Genomic DNA, 19,826 nt, shown 5'->3' with positions numbered 1-19,826 from the left:
ACGGATGCTGTGATCCTAAGGGCTGTCTCGGTGCGGCCCGGCTACACCCGGTAGGAAGTCGAGCACGCGACGAGCACGTCGAGAAGTGCTGTTCAGGACGGCGTGTCCAGCTCGACGATCTCGCTGAGCTCGCCGTCTCCCAAGACCCGCTGCGAGAACACCCGACTCCCGCCGTCCCGCTTTGCCTGGTACATCGCCGCGTCGGCCCGAGTCAGGGCGTGTCCGCTGCCCTCCTGGGACGCGACGGTGATCACACCCACCGACAGCGTGACGCCTCGGGACTGCTCCGGGGGCAGCTCGGAGACCGCCTTGACGGCGCGGCCCATGGCCGCCTCGGCATCGGCGAGGGTGGTCGTGGGCATCAACACCACGAACTCGTCGCCGCCGTACCGCGCGACCAGATCGTCCTGCCGCAGCGCCTCCCGCAGCGTGGTGGCGATGATCCGGAGCACATCGTCGCCGTCGGCGTGCGAACAGCGGTCGTTGACGCCCTTGAAGCCATCGAGGTCGCACAGCGCCACCGAGAGCGGGTTGGCGTCCGGATCGATGACGAGGTGGTCCATCCGCTCGTCCAGGGCCCGTCGGTTGGCCAGACCCGTGAGCGGGTCCTGGAGGGCCTGCCGGGTGATGTCGCCATGCTCGCGGCGCAGTCGTTCATGGTCGCGGCGGGAGATCAGCGTCGCCATCCGCACCTCCCGCAGCATCCACAGCTCGCTCTCCAACGCGGCGTTGTACTGGCTGAGCGCTGTCGTGGCGGCCGGGCCGTCGTCCGGCCCGCACAGCCGAGCGAACTCCCGGACCAGCGAGAGCTGGAGCGGCGGCTCGGAGGGGTCGCCCACCATCTCCTTGCGGGCGTCACGCAGCACCTCCAGCGCCTCCTCCCGGTCGCCGTCGTGTTCCAGGCAGCGGGACAGCGCCAAGGAGGTGATCAGCAGTTCGCGGGGGTAGCGGGAGCGTTGCAGCAGCTTGTCGAGCCGGGGGACGTGCTCACCGCCGGGCTTGGCCAGGGCGAGCGCCGAGCCGACCACCGGGACGCGGTCTGCGGCGGGCTGGTCGGGATAGCTCCGGGGATACATCGAATCGCGCCAGAGATCCTCGACGGAACTGGCCATCGCCGAGGCCACGGCGAACCGATCGGCGGCCTCCTCCATGCGATCGGCCCGCTCCAGACGCAGGCCCCAGCCGACCATCATCCTGGTCCGGTTGATCATGTGCACCGAGATCTGGTGCGGGCTGCCGCTGCGGCGCAGGAACTCGTGGGCCCGGATCATCTCCTCGTCGGCCATCTCGTAGACCCCGAGCTGGGTCAGGACCAGGGCGATGTCCTGCAGCGCCAGCGATACCTGCTGCTCCCAGGCCCGGTGGCTCATCAGCGGATCCGGCGTCAGCGTGCCGTTGAGGATCGCCAGCGCCTTGGCCGTCTCGTCCAGGGTGATCTCGTGGTTGTTGTCGAGCATCATCCGGCGCCCGCGCAACGCACGGCCGTCGGCCTCCATGACCGTCAACCCGTGCCGCTTGGCATGCATGATGAGTTCGTCGAGCAGCGGATCGGAGAATCTGGCGTTCCCCTTGGTAACCAGACGGGTTACCGCAGCGCCACGGAGCAGCTGGGCCACCAGACTCGGCTCACCGCGTCGACGTGCCTCGGCGAGTAATTCATCCACCTCGTCGATGCTGGAGAACTGCCGCTTCCGATCATCGAACTGTGAGGCGACGATCAGTTCGTGCGCACGGGCGATCAGCCAGGCGTCGGAGCGCTCGCTGGGCTCAGGCGAGGCCTCTCGCAATCCCTCCGAGTCCCTGTGCAGTGCTCTACACCCCCTGGCGAGTCCCCTGCCGAGTACTCAGACGATGTCGAGCATCTGGCGTCTATGCAGGTCATCGAGCCGACCTGCGACGCTCCGCCGCCAGGATTCGAACCTGGACTATCGGAACCAAAATCCGAGGTGCTGCCGTTACACCACGGCGGATCACACGACGGGGAGTCGTGCGCGGCGTCACGACTTTACGGTCGCGCCCGTACATGGTGACACGAGCGGGGTACGTGAGTCAGGGGGGATGCCCGAACGTCCCTTCTTCTTCGTCGATCTGTCCACGATGCCCGGCCGTGGGTTGACTTCGAAAGCAGTTTGTCTCCGGACGTAGGCGACCTCGCGATCACGCCGGGGTCGCGCAGCCCTCGATCGGTGGTCACACCGGGGGTGGCCAACCGGTTCGCCGTAACCTACGCTAGCGTAGGTTACGGTTCCGTAGCCGTAGGTAAGCCGGACCTTCCCCTGGCCATCTGACTCTTCTGAGGTAGGCCCATGACGAGCACACTCGATGCCACGCCCTCGGCCGAATCGGGACGATCGCCGAAACCGGTGATCCTCGGACGGCGCCGTGATGCGGCGCAGATCGGCGTCTATGTCTTCGTGATCCTTCCCTTCCTGGCATTGATCGCCGCCGTCCCCTTCGCCTGGGGCTGGGGGCTGAGCTGGCTGGACATCGGGTTGGGGGCGATCTTCTTCGTCTTCTCCGGTCTAGGCATCACCGCTGGTTTCCACCGCTACTTCACCCATGGATCGTTCAAAGCGAACCGTCCGTTGCGGGTGGGACTGGCGATCGCGGGCAGCATGGCCCTGCAGGGACCGGTGATCACCTGGGTGGCCGACCACCGCAGGCACCACGCGTTCTCCGACAAGGAGGGCGACCCGCACTCGCCGTGGATGTTCGGCACCTCGCCCGCAGCGTTGGCCAAGGGGTTCTGGCACGCGCACACCGGCTGGCTGTTCGAGCGGGACCTCACCAACTCGCAGCGCTTCGCCCCCGATCTGCTGGCCGACCCCGACATCGCCAGGGTGCAGCGTCAGTTCGGGCTGTGGACCGTGGTGAGCCTGGTGCTGCCCGGCGTGCTCGGTGGGCTGATCAGCTGGTCGATCTGGGGCGGCATCACCGCGTTCTTCTGGGCGGGTCTGGTCCGCGTCGGCCTGCTGCACCACGTGACCTGGTCGGTGAACTCGATCTGCCACATGGTGGGTGAGCGTCCGTTCCAGGCCAGGGACAAGTCGGCGAACTTCTGGCCGCTGGCGATCCTGTCCTTCGGCGAGTCCTGGCACAACCTGCACCACGCCGACCCGACCTGTGCTCGGCACGGCGTCCAGCGCGGCCAGATCGACATCACGGCCCGGCTCATCTGGATGTTCGAGAAGTTCGGTTGGGCGACCAAGGTGCGGTGGCCAACCACGCAGCGACTCGCCAGGATCTCGGCGAATGAAGAATGATCGAACCGGTCCCGAGATCAGACCCGTTGGCCTCCCCCCAGGTCGGACAGCCACCCCTTAGGCTGAACCAGATGGCGGGGCGACGAGCGCGGGTGCAGGCCGGGACGGCAGCGGGCGGGACGGCACCGCGACCCGCCCGAGTTCGAATGACCGGGAAGGAACGTCGCCGACAGCTGCTCGACGTCGGTCGCGAGTTGTTCGCCGAGAAGGGCTTCGAGGCCGCTTCCATCGAGGAGATCGCCCACCGGGCAGGCGTGAGCAAGCCGGTGGTCTACGAGCACTTCGGTGGCAAGGAGGGCATCTACGCGGTGGTCGTCGACCGCGAGATGGAGCTGCTGCTCGACCGGATCGTCTCGGCGCTCTCCGCCGGGCATCCCAAGGAGCTGCTCGAACAGGCGGCGTGCGCGCTGCTGGACTACATCCAGGACTCCAGCGACGGCTTCCGCATCCTGGTTCGCGATTCGCCGGTCGCCAGCGCCACCGGCACCTTCTCCAGCCTGCTCAACGACATCGCCAGTCAGGTCGAGGACATCTTCGGCAAACAGTTCGGTGCCAGGGGTTACGACACGAACCTGGCCGCGCTCTACAGCCAGGCGTTGGTGGGCATGGTCGCGCTGACCGGCCAATGGTGGTTGGAGGTGCGGACCCCGCCGAAGGACGAGGTGGCGGCGCACCTGGTGAACCTGGCCTGGAACGGGTTGTCACACCTGGAGCTGCACCCGGGTCTGCACATCCGCCGCGATTGAGTTGCGAGAGGCCCGGACGATCGAGGTCCGGGCCCACTCATCGCGCCTCGGCCGGTTGATAGGGCCGTTCGACGGGGAGCAGTGCGCTCGCCTCGGTCAGCCGGTCCGCCGATACCAGTCGGTGGATCTCGTGGGCCAACGGGGTGACGTCGGCCAAGCCGACGATCCAGTCGTCGACATAGTGCTCGACGGCCACGCCGCGCAGACCGAGCTGGATCGCCCTGGTGTCCAACCGTTCCATCCGGGTGCCTCGGTCGGGATCCCACTGGATCCGCACCGGGCTTTCGGCCAAGCGCCGACGCCACGTCGCCTGGTCGGGATCGCGTCCCTCGCGGAACGAGCTGGGGCAGGCGTTGCGCACCGCCCAGTCGAACCCGGATCGCTTCAACGTGATGGCCAGGACGACCTCCTGGTCGGGTTTGAGCGCCCAACCGCTGCGGTGCATCATCCACCGGAAGGACGGCTTGATCCAGGTCATCCTGGTCCGGGAGAACGGCGGCACGAAGGTGCCCGCCGCCAGCGCGGGCTTGGCGATCAATGGCGAGTACGCCTGGTAGACGACCACGGTCTCGGCATCGTGGTTCGCGAGAATCCGATGTTCCATGGCCGTCGATGATGGCTCGCCTGCCGGTCGGCGCTCCAATGATTTCCAGAATCGGCGGTGTCCCTTCGGTCGGCGATCCGACTCTTCGGGGCCGACCACACGCACCGACCCGGTCTCGGCGAATCACACCGTCGGGACGGCTGTGAACTGCGCCGCACCCGATACGCCCGGCCACCGCCCGAGCTGGGCGGACACGACACCGCCGTCCGCTTAACCAGCTGCTCGGTGTGGGCTCGCACCCGTACCCTGAATGCCGAGACCCCTCCCGGCCTGTTCCGGGCAGGGGTGTGTCGTTTTTCGGTAACGAGGAGATCTCCCGTCGTGTCCGCTCCACTCGCCGGGCTGCTCACCGCCCTTCTGGGCAGCAAGCCCTTCCAAGACCTTGTCGATGCGGCGGGTTCGGCTGCGGTCGAGCTCGGCGGTCCGCCCGCCCTGCGGCCATTGGTCGCCGCAGTACTGGCCGCGCAGCAGGGTGCCGACCGGCCTGTGTTGTTGGTCACGGCCACCGGGCGGGAGGCCGAGGAGAGCACCGCCGTGCTCGGCGATCTGATCGGGCCCGACGCCGTCGCCGAACTGCCGTCCTGGGAGACCCTGCCGCACGAGCGGCTCTCGCCACGCGCCGACACGGTGGGACGCAGGCTGGCGGTGTTGCGCAGGCTGGCCCACCCGAAGGAGAGCGGGCTCGGGCCGCTTCGAGTCGTCGTGACCACGGTCCGCAGCCTGATCCAGCCGTTGGCGCCCGGCCTCGGCGAGGTCGCACCGGTACACCTGCGGGTCGGCGAGGAACACGACTTCGCCGAGCAGGCACAGCGCCTCGCGAACCTGGCCTACAGCCGGGTCGACATGGTGGAGAAGCGCGGCGAGTTCGCCGTCCGGGGCGGCATCCTCGATGTCTTCCCCCCGACCTGCGAACACCCGTTGCGAGTGGAGTTCTGGGGTGACGAGGTCTCCGAGATCCGGGCCTTCTCCGTCGCCGATCAACGATCGTTGCCGGAGCCCGTCGCCGAGCTGCTCGCGCCGCCCTGTCGGGAACTGCTGATCACGGACTCGGTGCGGTCCAAGGCCGAGAAGCTCGCCGAGGTGCACCAGGCCGACGCACAACTCGCCGAGATGCTGGCGAAGATCGCCGAGGGTATTCCGGTGGAGGGCATGGAAGCCCTGATCCCGGCCCTCTGCGAGGGCGAGCTGGCGTTGCTGCCCGACCTGCTTCCCCGGTCGGCGCATGTGCTGCTCGCCGACCCGGAGAAGATCCGCGGTCGGGCGGCCGACCTGGTGCGTACCGGTCAGGAGTTCCTGGAGGCGTCCTGGATGACCGCCGCAGGCGGCGGCGGGGCGCCGATCGACCTCGGTGCCTCGGCCTACCGGAGCATCGAGGAGGTCGAGGACCACACCACGGCAGGCGGCCGCCCCTGGTGGACGCTGACCCAGCTGCTCTCCGAGCCGGACGCGGACGCCACCTCGGACGCCGACGCACTGCAACTCGACGTCCGACCCGTCGAGGCGTATCGCGGCGAGGTGGAGCGCGCCTTCGTCGACCTGCGGGCCCACACCGCCGCCGGTGGGGCCGCGATCGTGGTGTTTCCCGGCGCGGGCACGGCCTCGCGGGCCGCCGACCAGTTGCGGGACGCCGAGGTGCCGGTGCGACTGATCACCGACGGCCTGACCGAGGCGCCTGCCACCGGCGTCGTCAGCGTGGTCCGCGCGACGATGGAGGACGGTTTCATCGCCGCCGACCCGGCGCTGGTGGTGCTGACCGAGGCCGACCTGACCGGCGGTCGGGGCGGCACCTCGACCAGGGACATGCGGCGGATGCCCTCTCGGCGGCGCAACGCCGTCGATCCACTGGGACTCACCCCCGGCGACTACGTCGTTCACGACAAGCACGGCATCGGCCGGTACGTGGAGATGTCCCAGCGCACCGTGGCGGGTGCCACCCGCGAATACCTGGTGCTCGAATACGCCTCCAGCAAGCGCGGCCAACCGGGTGACCGGCTGTTCGTGCCGACCGACCAGCTCGACGAGGTCTCCCGATACGTGGGCGGCGAACTGCCGACGCTCAACCGGCTCGGCGGCTCCGACTGGGCCAAGACCAAGACCAGGGCCAAGAAGGCCGTCCGGGAGATCGCTGCCGAACTCGTGCAGCTCTACGCCGCGCGACAGTCGGCACCAGGGCACGCCTTCGGCCCGGACACCCCGTGGCAACGGGAGCTGGAGGACGCGTTCCCCTACAACGAGACCATCGACCAGCTCGCCGCGATCGACGAGGTCAAGGGCGACATGCGTCGGGCGGTCCCGATGGACCGGGTCATCTGCGGCGACGTCGGATACGGCAAGACCGAGATCGCCGTCCGCGCCGCGTTCAAGGCCGTCCAAGACGGTAAGCAGGTCGTGGTCCTGGTGCCGACGACCTTGCTGGCCCAGCAGCACCTCAACACCTTCAGCGAGCGGATGCGGTCCTTCCCCGTGGTGGTCAAGGGGATGTCGCGGTTCACCGACAAGCTGGAGGCCGACGAGGTGATCAACGGCCTCGCGGCAGGCGATGTCGACGTGGTGATCGGCACGCACCGGCTGTTGCAGACCGGAATCCGCTACAAGGATCTCGGCCTGGTGATCGTCGATGAGGAACAGCGGTTCGGCGTCGAGCACAAGGAACACATCAAGGCGCTGCGGACCCACGTCGACGTGCTGACCATGTCGGCCACGCCGATTCCGCGAACGCTGGAGATGAGCCTGGCGGGCATCCGGGAGATGTCGACCATCCTCACGCCGCCGGAGGAACGGCACCCGGTGCTGACCTATGTCGGCCAGTACGACGGCAAGCAGACGGCCGCGGCGATCCGCCGGGAGCTGCTGCGCGACGGCCAGGTCTTCTACGTGCACAATCGGGTGTCCTCGATCGAGAAGGCCGCCAAGCAGCTCCGGGAACTCGTCCCCGAGGCCAAGGTCGTCACCGCCCACGGCCAGATGAACGAGGATCGCCTGGAGAAGATCATCCAGGGTTTCTGGGAGCGGGAGTTCGACGTCCTGGTCTGCACGACCATCATCGAGACCGGGCTGGACATCTCCAACGCCAACACCCTGATCGTCGAGCGCGGCGACATGCTGGGTCTGGCTCAGCTGCATCAGCTGCGCGGTCGGGTGGGTCGAGCGCGGGAACGCGGTTACGCCTACTTCCTCTATCCGGCGGAGAAACCGCTGACCGAGACCGCCCACGACCGGCTCGCCACCATCGCGCAGAACTCGGAACTGGGCTCCGGTATGGCGGTGGCGATGAAGGACCTGGAGATCCGGGGCGCGGGCAACATCCTCGGCGCGGAGCAGTCCGGGCATATCGCAGGCGTCGGCTTCGACCTCTACATCCGGCTGGTCGGTGAGGCCGTCGCGGCCTTCCGGAAGCAGAGCGGCGCGTCGGAGGACGGTGACGCGGTCGAGGAGAGCACCGAGGTGCGCATCGATCTGCCGGTCACCGCACACATCCCGCACGACTACGTGCCGGGGGAGCGGTTGCGGCTGGAGGCGTATCGCAAGATCGCCTCGGCCTCGGGCGACTCGCCCCTGGACTCCCGCGAGCGGGTGGCCTCGGATGCCGATGCGCTGGCAGCGGTGCGCGCGGAACTCGTCGACCGTTACGGGCCACCGCCGATCGAGGTCGACCGATTGCTTGCGGTGTCGGCCTTCCGGCAGCTCTGTCGCCGGTTCGGCATCGCCGAGGTGACCCTGCAGGGCAATCTGATCCGCTTCGCGCCGATGGAGCTTCGGGACTCGCAGCTGATCCGACTCGAACGGCTGTACCCGAAGGCGACCTACAAGCCTGCGTTGCGATTGGTCTCGGTGCCCCGGCCCACCGAGGGCGGCGCCGGCGGCCGGCTGGGGGCTCCGCCGCTGCGGGACGAGGCCCTATTGTCCTGGGCGGAAGGATTTCTGTCGGCGATGGCCGGGGTTCCGGCGCCGGCTGCCGCATCCGCAGGCAACCGTTCGTGAGAGGGTGTCGTTGTGAGGACTCTTCCGGGACGCCCCGTTCGGTTGATCGCCGCGCTCTCCGCAGTGACGGGTGTACTGCTGGCGGGCTGTTCGACCCAGCCGACCAAGACGGGCACCGCCGCGATCGTGGGCGATCAAGCGGTCATCTCCCTGGACGACGTGCAGGCACGTCTCGACGCGATCTACGAGCGCGAGCCGGACATGCGGACGCAGCTCGTCGAGCAGGGGCAGGTCGACGACCTGTCTCGCAACATCGTCACGCTCTCCGTGCGGCACCGGCTGATCAACGAGCTGGCCGCGCAGGAGGGACTCACCGCTGACGAGAGCGAGATCGACGCCCTGATCGAGCAGAGCGGCGGCACTGAGGCCGCGGTGCAGGGCACGCCCTTCATCGAGGAGAGCATCCGCTCCGACATCGCCGATCAGTTGCTGCTCACCGAGGTGGGCGAGGAGTACCTGGGCCGGGTGCAGGTCCGCTTCGACTTCCTGCAGGCGTCCAGCCGGGAGCAGGCCGTCGAGCTGGCTGAGCAGCTCGCGGCCGAGCCGGACCAGGTCGAGACGATGCTGCAGGAGAGCGGCGCCGCAGGTCTGGGCGGTGGCACCGACGAGGTGCTCACCCCGGTGATGGCGCAGGCCTTCGCCGCGACCGCGCTGTTCGGCACCGAGGCGGGCAACGTGGTGGCCTTCGAGGTCCAGCCGCAGAGCGGGCAGTGGATGGTCGCGTTGATCCACGAGCGCGAGATCCTCGCCGCCGACGACCCGGCCGCACAGATCGACCCGAGCCTGACCGCGCAGATCGACCCGGCGATGACCACCCAGTTCGGGCTGCGGATGCTGGGCGCGGCCTCGCAGGAGGCCGACATCGAGGTGAACCCGCGCTACGGCGTGTGGGACCCGACGATGGTCCAGGTGTCGCCGTCCGAGGGCGAGACCGGTGGGTTGATCATCCCGGCGCGGCAGACCGCCGCCCAGTGATCGCTCGATGGAGCTGATCTCGCAGTCACCCGAACAGGCGCGGCAACCCTCGCCTGCCTCGGAGAGCAGCGTCGTGGTGGTGGCACCGAGCCTCGGCCCGGTGCTGCCCGCTGCGGCCCTCGGGCTGTTGCGGAGCGCCGACGAGGTGTTGGCCGACCCGGTGCTGTCTGCTCGGATTCGGGCGCAGTTGGACGCGGCCGTGGCGCCGTCCGTCACCGAGCTTCTCGACCGGGCCGCCGCGACGCGCGTCGTGTTGATCACCGACGATGCTGCTTCCGCGCATTCCGATGCCCTGCGTTCGGCGGGCGCGTCGCTGGTCGGCGTCGTCGAACCGCCGGGGGCGCGGCTGTTGGACGCGGTGGCCGTGATGGATCGACTTCGGTCGCCGGGCGGCTGCCCGTGGGATGCCGAGCAGACCCATCTCTCGCTGCGGCAGTACCTGGTCGAGGAGGCCTACGAGCTTCTGGAGGCACTGGAGGACGAGGATCGTCCCGCGCTGCGGGAGGAACTCGGCGATGTGCTGCTGCAGGTGTTGTTCCACGCGCGGATCGCGGCCGAGCACACCGAGGAACCCTTCGACGTGGATGTGGTGGCGGCGGAGCTGGTTGCCAAACTCCGGGGCCGCCACCCCCATGTCTTCGCAGGCGGCGACGACTCGGTCGTCGATGCGGCGAGCCAACAGGGCCGTTGGGAAGAACTCAAGCAGGTCGAGAAACAACGCGAGTCCAGCATCGACGGCGTCGCTCTCGGCCAGCCTGCCGTGGCCCTGGCCGCGAAACTCGCCCAACGCACCGCCCGAGCCGGCCTGCCCGCCGATCTGTTGCCTGCGGGCGAGAAGCTGGGCGAGCAGCTGTTCCGACTCGCGGCGTTGGCCCGTCGGGACGGCGCCGATCCCGAGGACGCGCTGCGCGCCGCCGCGCGGGGCTTCGCGACCAGGGTTCGGGCCGCCGAGATCTCGGCTCGGGAATCGGGTGCGGATGCGTTGCGGCTGACCGAATCGGACTGGCGCAACCATTGGCCGGATACGAGCAGTCGGTAGACGAGCCCGTTATTCGTGGCGGGCTGCGGGCAGGCTGAGCCGCTTTAGTAGATCGACGTCCGTGCTTCGCGATCGACGGGGTAATCGCCTGCTGCGGCTTCCGCCACCTGCGCTTACCTCCCCTTCGTGTAGTACGGGGAGGACATAGACGGACTCTCGGATATCGCCAAGCCGCTTCTGCGCGTACCGCCGGTTGACCCGGTGGGTTGGTTCGACCGTCATATTGCGTCGAATGCGGGAACTGTGACGATCATGGCGGGCAATGCTGCGTAATGTCGGGACGATGAGCGCCGGATATCTACGATTTCCACATCTGCATGGCGAGCTGATTGCCTTCACCGCCGAGGACGACGTCTGGTTGGCGCCGATCGACGGTGGCCGCGCTTGGCGCGTCTCGGCGGACCGGGTGCCCGTGTCGAATCCGCGATTCTCGCCCGACGGCTCCCAACTCGCCTGGACCAGTGGTTTCGACGACGGGGCGAGCGAGGTTCGGGTCGCGTCGATCACCGGCGGCTCCACCCGGACTCTCACGCATTGGGGCGGCTTCAAGACCTCGGTCCTCGGGTGGTTGCCCGGTGACCAGCCCCGGGTGATCGCGGCGACCGAGGCTGGGGAGCCGTCGATGCGGCAGACCTGGGCGCACGCCGTGCCGTTGGACGGCGGGCCCGCCACCAGGTTGCCCTACGGCCCCGTCGGCGGGATCGCGTTCGCACCCCAGACGCGGTTCGCGGCGACCGGCTTCGAACGCACCTCGGGCGGCGGCGTCGTGTTGTCCACCGTGGTGATGAACGAGCCTGCCCGGCAGAAACGCTATCGAGGCGGCACCGCAGGAAAACTGTGGATCGATGTCGAGGGCAGCGGCGAGTTCGTCCGCATCCTGTCCGAGGTCAACGGGCACATCGTCGCGCCGCAGTGGGTCGGCGAGCGGGTGGCGTTCCTGTCCGATCACGACGGGATCGCCAACGTGTACTCCTGTCTTCCCGACGGTTCCGACCTGCGCCAACACACTCATCACACGGAGTTCTACGCCCGCCACGCCGCCTCGGATGGTCGGCGGATCGTCTACCAGCATGCGGGCGATCTGTGGGCGCTGGACTCATTGGACGCCGAAGCCCGCAAGGTGGATGTGCGAACGGCCGGGCCCGCCACCGGTCACCGGGCCTATCCGATCGACACCGCAGGCGATCTGGGCGCCGTCGCGGTGGATCACCTGGGCCGGACGAGCGTCGTCGAGGTGCGCGGCACGGTGCACCGGGTGACCCATGTGGACGGTCCGGCGATCGCGTTGTCCGTCCGGCCCGGAGTGCGGGCGAGGCTCCCGGTGGTGCCAGCCGACAAGGACACCGGCCTTGGCGCGGTCTGGGTCACCGACGTGCGTGGTGCCGACGCCCTGGAGACGATCTCGGAGCCGACCGCGAGTTCCTATGCCCAGGGACGGCTGCTGGCCGAGGGCAAGCTGGGTCGCGTGCTGGAGCTGGCGGTGTCCCCCGATGGCAGCACGGCTGCGGTGGCCAGTCATGACGGCAGGCTGTCGCTGGTGAATCTGGCCGACGGCGAGATCCATCCGGTGGTGACGAGTCGGCACGGTGCGGTGTCCGGGGTGAACTTCTCGCCCGATTCCAACTGGTTGACCTGGTCGGAACCCGGCCCCGATCCGTTGCGGCACATCCGGCTGTACTGCCGCGCCGATGACACCACCGTCGACGTCACCGACCTGCGATTCATCGATCTGGAACCGGTGTTCACGCTGGACGGCAGGCATCTCGCCTTCCTATCGCTGCGGACCTTCGACCCGTTCTACGACGAACACGACTTCGACCTGGCATTCATCGCCGCCTGTCGGCCGCACCTGGTGCCGTTGTCGGCGTTGACGCCATCGCCGTTCGGGCCGAGTCTGCAGGGCAGGCCCTCGGAGCCGGTGGCCGATGCCGGCGAGGAGAACGTCCCCGCCGGACCGCCGTGCACCGAGGTGGACGTCGAGGGCATCGCGCAGCGGGTGGTGCCCTTCCCGGTCGGCGCCGGGCGATACCACTCCCTGTCTGCGGCCAAGGGCGGGCTGCTGTGGGTCTCCGAGCCGCTCACCGGCACCGTCGGCGACGCGCTCTCGCCGGTGGAACCGCAGTCGTCCCGGCAGGATCTGATCCGCTTCGATCTGGAGCGCGCCCGGTCCGAGATCCTGATCGAAGGATTGCAGGCGTACCAGGTCAGCGGCGACGGATCCCGGTTGGTCTTCACCGACGGCAACATCACCCGGGCCACCTCGGCGGAGCGGAAATCGACCGGAGAGGGGACCGGGCCGGATGAATCCATCCTGCTGGATCTGACTCGTATCCGAGTCGAGGTCGACCCGATCGCTGAATGGCGGCAGGCTTACGACGAGGCCGCGCGGTTGATGCGCGACCACTTCTGGCGAAGCGATATGGGCGGGGTGGACTGGGCTGCGGCGACGGCGCGTTATCGCCCCCTGGTGGAGCGACTCGGCAGCCAGGACGACTTCTACGACCTGCTCTGGGAACTGCACGGTGAGGTCGATACCGCGCATGCCTACGTTCTGCCGCCGAATGGCGGCGGGGATCCGCAGATTCGTCAGGGCCTGTTGGGCGCGGACCTCACGCGCACTGCCGATGGCCGCTGGCGGATCGATCGGATCCTGCCGGGCGAGAGTTCCGATGCCAAGGCCCGGTCACCGCTGACCGCGCCCGGCGTGGCCGCCCGCGCTGGTGAGTTCCTGCTGGCGGTCAACGGTAGGCCGGTGAACCCCACCACCGGCCCGGCGCCGCTGTTGGTGGGCACGGCGGAACAACCGGTGGAACTGTTGATCGGGCCCGCGATGGATACCCCGGCACCGGCGACCGTCGAACGCGTGGGCGAGGACGACAGCGACGACGAAGGCGCCGTCTCGGCGGTCGCCGAGCCGCGTCGGGTCGTGGTCGTCCCGATCGGCGACGAGGAGGCCCTGCGCTATCAGGACTGGATCGCAGGCCGCCGGGCCCACGTCCGATCGCTGTCGGGAGGCCGGGTCGGTTATCTGCATGTCCCCGACATGCAGGCGGTCGGTTGGGCGCAGCTCTTCCGCGACTTGCGGGTCGAGACCGGGCGCGAGGCGCTGATCGTCGACCTGCGGGAGAACCGTGGCGGCCACACCTCGCAGCTGGTGGTGGAGAAGCTCTCCCGGCGGGTGCTCGGCTGGCAGGTCGCGGAGAACGGCAGCCACGGGTGGAGCTATCCCGCGCACGCGATCCGAGGTCCGTTGGTCGCGGTGGCCGATGAGTTCTCCGGCTCCGATGGCGATCTCGTCAATGCGGCGATCAAAGCGATGGGAATCGCTCCGGTGGTGGGTGTGCGCACCTGGGGCGGCACGATCGGTATCGACATGCAGTACCGGCTCGTCGATGGGACGACCGTCACGCAGCCCCGCTACGCAAACTGGATGGAGGGCCAGGGTTGGGGGATCGAGAACCACGGCGTCGATCCCGACGTCGAGGTGGTGCGGGCACCACAGCACTGGGCGCGGGGCGAGGATCCGCAGCTTGATACGGCTGTCCGACTCGCACTGGACGCCTTGGTAGCGCGGCCCGCGGCGGTCCAGCCACCGCTGCCCACCGTCTGGCCCTGATCATGCAGGTGCACTGCCCTGAATGGACATTGAGCCGTTCGGGGCAGTGCGCTACGTCCTTCGGTCTATTCTCGTCGGGTTGTCGGCGGGCTAGCGTCTCGTGGGTTGTGTGCGACATCCGTGCCCACAGCACCCGGGGATCGTTCGCTCGGCGAACCGAGCCGAGCACATCGCCGCCCGGACTAGGAGGACGTACTCGTGTCGAATTCGTCGTCTACGCCGCCACGCCGTCGCTTGACCCGTCTTCTGGTGGCCGGGGTCGGGCTCGCGGTCATCGCCGCCGTGATCAACACCATGGTGGCGCCCGATGAGGCCGAAGGCGACCGGCTGCTGGCGATGGCCAGAACGATGCCGACGAACGCGCCGCCCGACCGGGGTGCCGCGTTGCCCGAGCTGACCCTCAGCGCCACGCTCGCGGATTCGACCGGTACCGAGAGCGTCGTCGTGCTCGACGAACGCCCGCAGGAGCAACTCGCGGAATGGGCGGACCGGTTGGCCGATCCGCTCAACATCCCCAGGGCCGCGCTGGAGGCGTACGGCTACGCGGCCGCAGCGGTGTTGGCGGAGAACCCCGGCTGCGGCGTCACCTGGACGGTGTTGGCCGGGATCGGCTTCTCGGAGTCCAACCACGGCCGATTCAACGGTGCCACCTTGGACTTCACCGGCAGGCCGTCCACCCCGATCATCGGCCTGCCCTTGGACGGCGGGCCCGGGGTCAAGGAGATCCGGGACACCGATGGCGGCGAGTTGGACGGGGACACCGTGTACGACCGGGCGGTGGGCCCGATGCAGTTCCTGCCGACCACCTGGGAGCGCTGGGGCGCCGACGCCGACCAGGACGGGGTGACCGACCCGCAGGACATCGACGACGCCTCGTTGGCCGCTGCTCGATACCTCTGCCATGCGGGCGGCGATCTCACCGAGTCCACGGGTTGGTGGCGGGCGGTTCTGACCTATAACGAGAGCCAGAGCTATGCCGAGGGCATTCTGGCTCAGGGCGAGGAATACGGCAGGCGCAGCCGGGCGGTCGTCGCCACTGATTGAGCGGCGGTACCGATAGTCATCAGGGCGTGAACCCTCGTTTCTCGAATGCTTGGCGACCACTGTTACCGGGAGGATTCGTGCGTACCGGATTTGACTTCGACGAGCTCCCCGTAGCCTGACACGGTGCCCGACATCTGGTCGATGGACAACGGTCCCAAGCCACGCTCCCGATTGCGGAGATGGTTAGGCGCTTTCGGCGTCTTGGTGGTTCTCGCAACCGTGGGCGGAATGATCGCCATCGGATTCTGGATCATTCGCAGCGTCCCGGACGACTTCACCTTCGATCGCGGGCCGACGGGACCGGAGCGAGTCCCGGCGACGGCCGCGCCGGTTGAGCCGCATGACGCGGCGCCGCCGCAGGCGATGATCCCGGCCCCCACACCCGGCGAGGAGGAACAGGGCGCCGAACCGCAGGCAGACGCGGAGGACGCGGCGCCCGAGCCGGAGCCGGCATCCGAGGACCCGCTCGATGCCTGGGCCGACGAGATGGCCACGGTCGTCGACGCCCCGCCGCGAGCCCTGCGGGCCTATGCCGATGCCGAGGCCCGCCTGCGGGTCGAGCAACCAGGATGCGGATTGTCCTGGACCACGCTGGTCGGCATCGGGCGGATCGAGTCCGACCACGGCCGGTACGGCGGTACCCGGCTCGGCGACGACGGCCTGCCGTCCAGCCCGATCTACGGGGTGCCGCTGGATGGTTCGCCCGGCGTGATGGCCATCCCGGACACCGATGGCGGCGAGATGGACGGGGACACCGAGTGGGATCGGGCGATGGGCCCGATGCAGTTCCTGCCGACGACGTGGGAGCTGGTCGGCCGGGACGCCAACGGCGACGGCGTGGCCGATCCGCAGAGCATCGACGATGCGGCCCTCACGGCGGCGACGTATCTGTGTGCGTCCGGCGGCGACCTCACCAGCGGAACCGGTTGGTGGTCGGCGGTGCTGACCTACAACAACTCGGTGGACTACGGCCGTCGGGTCTTCGGTCTCGCCGAGGCCTACTCGGGCATGACTCCCGAGGAGTCCTGACCGGCTCGGGATCGCGCCGGTGTGGTCGTGCCGAGCAAGCACCGATTCGGTTTCTCGACGGGAACCACCTGTGGCGTGCGGTGCACCGACGGCACTGCTGCGACTGACGTTTCGGCCGAGGCGAGCGGGGTGTCCGCAGCCGCGAGTTACGGGACCGCATAGCTGAGACGGGCTGCCGGTGGATCACTCGGCAACGGCGGTGCGGGTCCACCGATCGGGGCATGGCTTTCTGCCGGCATCCTCGCGGCCGCCGCGCGAGATCCGGGCCAGCCAGGCGTGCGGGTTACGTACCGCGACGATTCGATCTTGGGACCGTCACTGCAGGCTTGCGTGTCCTGTATCACGTTTCGGGGCCGATCGGCCGACCGCTCGGTTCTCGTCGTGCCTGCGCGCCGAGGAAAGAAAATCAGACATATCGGGCGGCGAAGTAGCCTCCCCGATATGGCCGAGAGCAGGTCGTTCCTCCAGGAATACGGGCCTTCGTCCAATCCGCTGCGATGGGCAGGGGCGATTGGCGGGTTGATCCTTCTTGTGATCGTGGTGGGCTTCATCGCCCTGACCATCTGGGCGGTCAACAGCGAACGCCCCGAGCCGGAACCGGAACCGGAACCGGACCACGGCATGGAGGTGCAGCCGACGCCGCCCCCGGAACCGCCCAGGGTGCCGGTGACGCCTGCGCCGGTGGAACCGGACGCCGCGGCCCCCCGGGTCGCCGAGGTGCCCGCCCCGACCCTCGATTCGTTCGGCGCGGGCGGTCCGGACGAAGCGCCACTGTTCAGTGGCTCCGATGCGGAGTTCCTGGCGTCGACCAACCCACTGGACGTCTGGGCCCGTGACATGGCCACCGTCGTCGACGCTCCGGCCAGGGCGCTGCGCGCCTATGCCAATGCCGACGCCCACCTGCGGGCCGAGCAGCCCGGCTGCGGGATCTCGTGGACGATGCTGGTCGGGATCGGCCGAGTCGAGTCCGACCATGGTCGGGTCACCGGCGGCGTGATCGGCGAGGACGGCAGGATCACCATCCCGATCTACGGGCCTCCGCTGGACGGCTCGCCCGGCGTGATGGCCATCCCCGACACCGACGGTGGCGAGTTGGATGGCGACGACGTCTGGGATCGGGCGATGGGCCCGGTGCAGTTCCTGCCCACCACCTGGCACCTGTACGGCCGCGACGCCAACGGCGATGGGGTGGCGGACCCGCAGAACATCGACGACGCGGTGCTCTCGGCGGCCACCTACCTCTGTTCCGAGGGCGGCGACCTCACCACCGGTGTCGGCTGGTGGACGGCGGTGATGACCTACAACAACTCGGTCGACTACGGCCAGCGGGTCTTCAACCTCGCCGAGACCTACGCGGGCTACGTCCCGTGATCAACCGGGCGGCCCAGGCGCTCGCCCGGGCCGGTGGGTGGATCGGCGCCGACCCGTGCGTGGCGCAGGCGATGCCGGAATGACGAGTCCGTCGACCCGTACCGCACGGGCCGACGGACGTTGGTACGACCGGCTGTGGCGTTCAGCGATCCTGTAGGGCGACCCTGGCGCTGACCTCGCCCAGTGCGTCCTGGTACTCCGGTGTCGGGTGCATCGCCGCAGCCATCTTTATCTGCGTGAGCGCCTCGGTGAACCGGCCCTGTCGTTGCAGCGTCCGCCCCAGGGCGAGCCGCGCGTAATGGTCGGCCGGATCGAGATCGACCGCAGCGGTGAACGCCTGCTCTGCGCGGGCGAACTGCGCCGTGTGCAGGTAGGCGCGACCCGCGAGAATCTGGACACTATGGGTGTCGGGGTTCTCCTCCAGCACCGGACCCAGCGCGCGCAGCGCCTCCAACGGGCGCCGATTCGCGAGCAGCGCTTCGGCCCGACGGAAGGCTTCGAAAAATTCCTCGCTACTCATGGTCGGCTCAACGCTACGCCGGGCTTGGCTGTTCCACGTCCGCCAAACGGTGGGCGTTGCGAACCACCGGGGTCGCCCGCAGGGTGTCGTTCCCGCTGCGAAGCGCCCCGGATCGGCCATGCTGGGCGCCGGACGACGCAGCGCGACGAGTCCGCGTCGACTCGGTGGATCGACCCCGGTCCCGCTTCGCACTGGCGACGCGAACCAACGGTGGCACACTTGATCGATAATCAAGCCTGGACCAGCGCGGAAGCAGCCACATTCGGCCCGGAGTGCCTGCCTTCGATGGGCCGTACACACCGTCGGGCTAGGCTCGACGGCGATCAATTCACTCAGGGTGAGGAGCACAGGTGGCAGTCATCGAACAGGTCGGCGCCCGAGAGATCCTCGATTCGCGCGGGAACCCGACCGTCGAGGTCGAGGTCGCGTTGGACGACGGCACGGTGGCCCGTGCGGCGGTGCCCTCCGGTGCGTCCACGGGGGAGCACGAGGCGGTCGAGCTTCGTGACGGCGACAAGGACCGCTACAACGGCAAGGGCGTCGAGAAGGCCGTGACTGCGGTGCTCGACGAGATCGGCCCGGAGCTGACCGGTGTCGAGGCCATGGAGCAGCGCATCGTCGACCAGAAGCTGATCGACTTGGACGGCACGCCCGCCAAGTCGCGGCTGGGCGCCAACGCCACCCTCGGCGTGTCGCTCGCGGTGGCGAAGGCGGCGGCGGACTCCAGCGGTCTGGAGCTGTTCCGCTATGTCGGCGGCCCCAACGCGCATCTGCTGCCGGTCCCGATGTTCAACATCGTCAACGGCGGTGCCCACGCCGACAACGACGTGGACATCCAGGAATTCATGATCGCGCCGATCGGTGCGGAGTCCTTCCGCGAGGCCCTGCGCTGGGGCGCGGAGGTCTACCACTCGCTGAAGTCGGTGCTCAAGGGCAAGGGCCTGTCCACCGGCCTCGGCGACGAGGGCGGGTTCGCCCCCGACCTGGGCAGCAACCGCGAGGCGCTGGACCTCATCACGACGGCCATCGAGAAGGCCGGTTACCGGCCCGGTCACGACGTGGCCCTGGCGCTCGACGTGGCGGCGACCGAGCTCTACGCCGACAACGCCTACTCCTTCGAGGGCCGCAAGCTCACCGCTGCCGAGCTCTCGTCCTACTACGCCGAACTCGTGGCCGCCTACCCGCTGGTGTCCATCGAGGACCCGCTGTCGGAGGACGACTGGGACGGCTGGACGCACCTGACCAACGAGATCGGCGACCAGGTCCAACTCCTCGGCGACGACCTGTTCGTCACCAACCCGACCCGACTGGCCCGGGGGATCAGCGAGGGCGCGGGCAACTCGATGCTGGTGAAGGTCAACCAGATCGGCACCCTCTCCGAGACCCTCGACGCGGTGTCGCTGGCCCACTCCAACGGGTTCAAGACGATGATGAGCCACCGTTCCGGTGAGACCGAGGACACCACCATCGCCGACCTCGCGGTGGCCGTCGGCAGCGGCCAGATCAAGACCGGCGCGCCCGCCCGAAGCGAGCGGGTCGCCAAGTACAACCAGCTCCTGCGGATCGAAGAGGCGTTGGGCGACGCCGCGCGGTACGCCGGAGAACTTGCCTTCCCCCGGTTCACTCCGGGAGCCTGAG

Annotated in this window: 13 protein-coding genes and 1 tRNA gene; 10 read left to right on the top strand and 4 right to left on the bottom strand. The window is 68.8% G+C overall.

All coding sequences use genetic code 11. The features are described 5' to 3' along the window. Positions 1 to 92 precede the first annotated feature (92 nt). Positions 93 to 1,787, bottom strand: coding sequence for a sensor domain-containing diguanylate cyclase (locus BKA25_RS23520; protein WP_069846575.1), 1,695 nt, complete (start codon positions 1,785 to 1,787; stop codon positions 93 to 95). Positions 1,788 to 1,899: 112 nt separating this feature from the next. Further along, positions 1,900 to 1,970: transfer RNA gene (locus BKA25_RS23515), tRNA-Gln, on the bottom strand. A 336-nt stretch (positions 1,971 to 2,306) separates the two neighbouring features. Between BKA25_RS23515 and BKA25_RS23510 the strand changes: the two genes are divergently transcribed. Further along, entirely contained in the window at positions 2,307 to 3,263 is a 957-nt protein-coding gene (locus BKA25_RS23510) for an acyl-CoA desaturase (RefSeq protein ID WP_069846576.1), read from the top strand. A gap of 146 nt (positions 3,264 to 3,409) precedes the next feature. Then, entirely contained in the window at positions 3,410 to 4,009 is a 600-nt protein-coding gene (locus BKA25_RS23505; RefSeq protein ID WP_069846578.1) for a TetR/AcrR family transcriptional regulator, read from the top strand. Positions 4,010 to 4,046: 37 nt separating this feature from the next. On the opposite strand, the gene BKA25_RS23500 is transcribed toward BKA25_RS23505, so the two are convergent. Next, on the bottom strand, positions 4,047 to 4,613 hold the full coding sequence (locus BKA25_RS23500) for a DUF4291 domain-containing protein (RefSeq protein WP_069846579.1): 567 nt from the start codon (positions 4,611 to 4,613) through the stop codon (positions 4,047 to 4,049). A gap of 321 nt (positions 4,614 to 4,934) precedes the next feature. Here BKA25_RS23500 and mfd point away from each other — a divergent pair, with 321 nt between their 5' ends. The 7 genes from mfd (at position 4,935) to BKA25_RS23465 (ending at position 17,668) form a co-directional block, all read left to right on the top strand. Continuing rightward, on the top strand, positions 4,935 to 8,594 hold the full coding sequence (gene mfd / locus BKA25_RS23495) for a transcription-repair coupling factor (RefSeq protein WP_069846581.1): 3,660 nt from the start codon (positions 4,935 to 4,937) through the stop codon (positions 8,592 to 8,594). A gap of 12 nt (positions 8,595 to 8,606) precedes the next feature. Beyond that, on the top strand, positions 8,607 to 9,569 hold the full coding sequence (locus BKA25_RS23490) for a hypothetical protein (RefSeq protein WP_157420930.1): 963 nt from the start codon (positions 8,607 to 8,609) through the stop codon (positions 9,567 to 9,569). Positions 9,570 to 9,576: 7 nt separating this feature from the next. After that, the gene (locus BKA25_RS23485; RefSeq protein WP_069846584.1) at positions 9,577 to 10,608 is read left to right on the top strand and encodes a nucleoside triphosphate pyrophosphohydrolase; all 1,032 of its coding nucleotides are present in this window, start codon (positions 9,577 to 9,579) and stop codon (positions 10,606 to 10,608) included. A 283-nt stretch (positions 10,609 to 10,891) separates the two neighbouring features. After that, the gene (locus BKA25_RS23480; RefSeq protein WP_069853247.1) at positions 10,892 to 14,224 is read left to right on the top strand and encodes a S41 family peptidase; all 3,333 of its coding nucleotides are present in this window, start codon (positions 10,892 to 10,894) and stop codon (positions 14,222 to 14,224) included. Positions 14,225 to 14,458: 234 nt separating this feature from the next. After that, complete coding sequence (locus BKA25_RS23475) at positions 14,459 to 15,268, top strand: lytic transglycosylase domain-containing protein (protein WP_236750471.1); 810 nt, start codon at positions 14,459 to 14,461, stop codon at positions 15,266 to 15,268. Between the two features lie 123 nt (positions 15,269 to 15,391). After that, positions 15,392 to 16,297 (top strand): lytic transglycosylase domain-containing protein, encoded by a 906-nt coding sequence (locus BKA25_RS23470; RefSeq protein ID WP_236750472.1) that lies wholly within the window; start codon positions 15,392 to 15,394, stop codon positions 16,295 to 16,297. A 441-nt stretch (positions 16,298 to 16,738) separates the two neighbouring features. Further along, the gene (locus tag BKA25_RS23465; RefSeq protein WP_069846585.1) at positions 16,739 to 17,668 is read left to right on the top strand and encodes a lytic transglycosylase domain-containing protein; all 930 of its coding nucleotides are present in this window, start codon (positions 16,739 to 16,741) and stop codon (positions 17,666 to 17,668) included. Positions 17,669 to 17,810: 142 nt separating this feature from the next. Here BKA25_RS23465 and BKA25_RS23460 read toward each other — a convergent pair whose 3' ends face one another. Continuing rightward, positions 17,811 to 18,188 (bottom strand): tetratricopeptide repeat protein, encoded by a 378-nt coding sequence (locus BKA25_RS23460; protein ID WP_069846587.1) that lies wholly within the window; start codon positions 18,186 to 18,188, stop codon positions 17,811 to 17,813. Between the two features lie 350 nt (positions 18,189 to 18,538). Between BKA25_RS23460 and eno the strand changes: the two genes are divergently transcribed. Next, entirely contained in the window at positions 18,539 to 19,825 is a 1,287-nt protein-coding gene (gene eno / locus BKA25_RS23455) for a phosphopyruvate hydratase (RefSeq protein WP_069846588.1), read from the top strand. Position 19,826: the final 1 nt, after the last annotated feature.

The sequence above is a fragment of the Actinoalloteichus hymeniacidonis genome (assembly GCF_014203365.1).
GTDB lineage: Bacteria > Actinomycetota > Actinomycetes > Mycobacteriales > Pseudonocardiaceae > Actinoalloteichus_A > Actinoalloteichus_A hymeniacidonis.
This window is presented reverse-complemented; position numbering and strand designations above follow the sequence as displayed.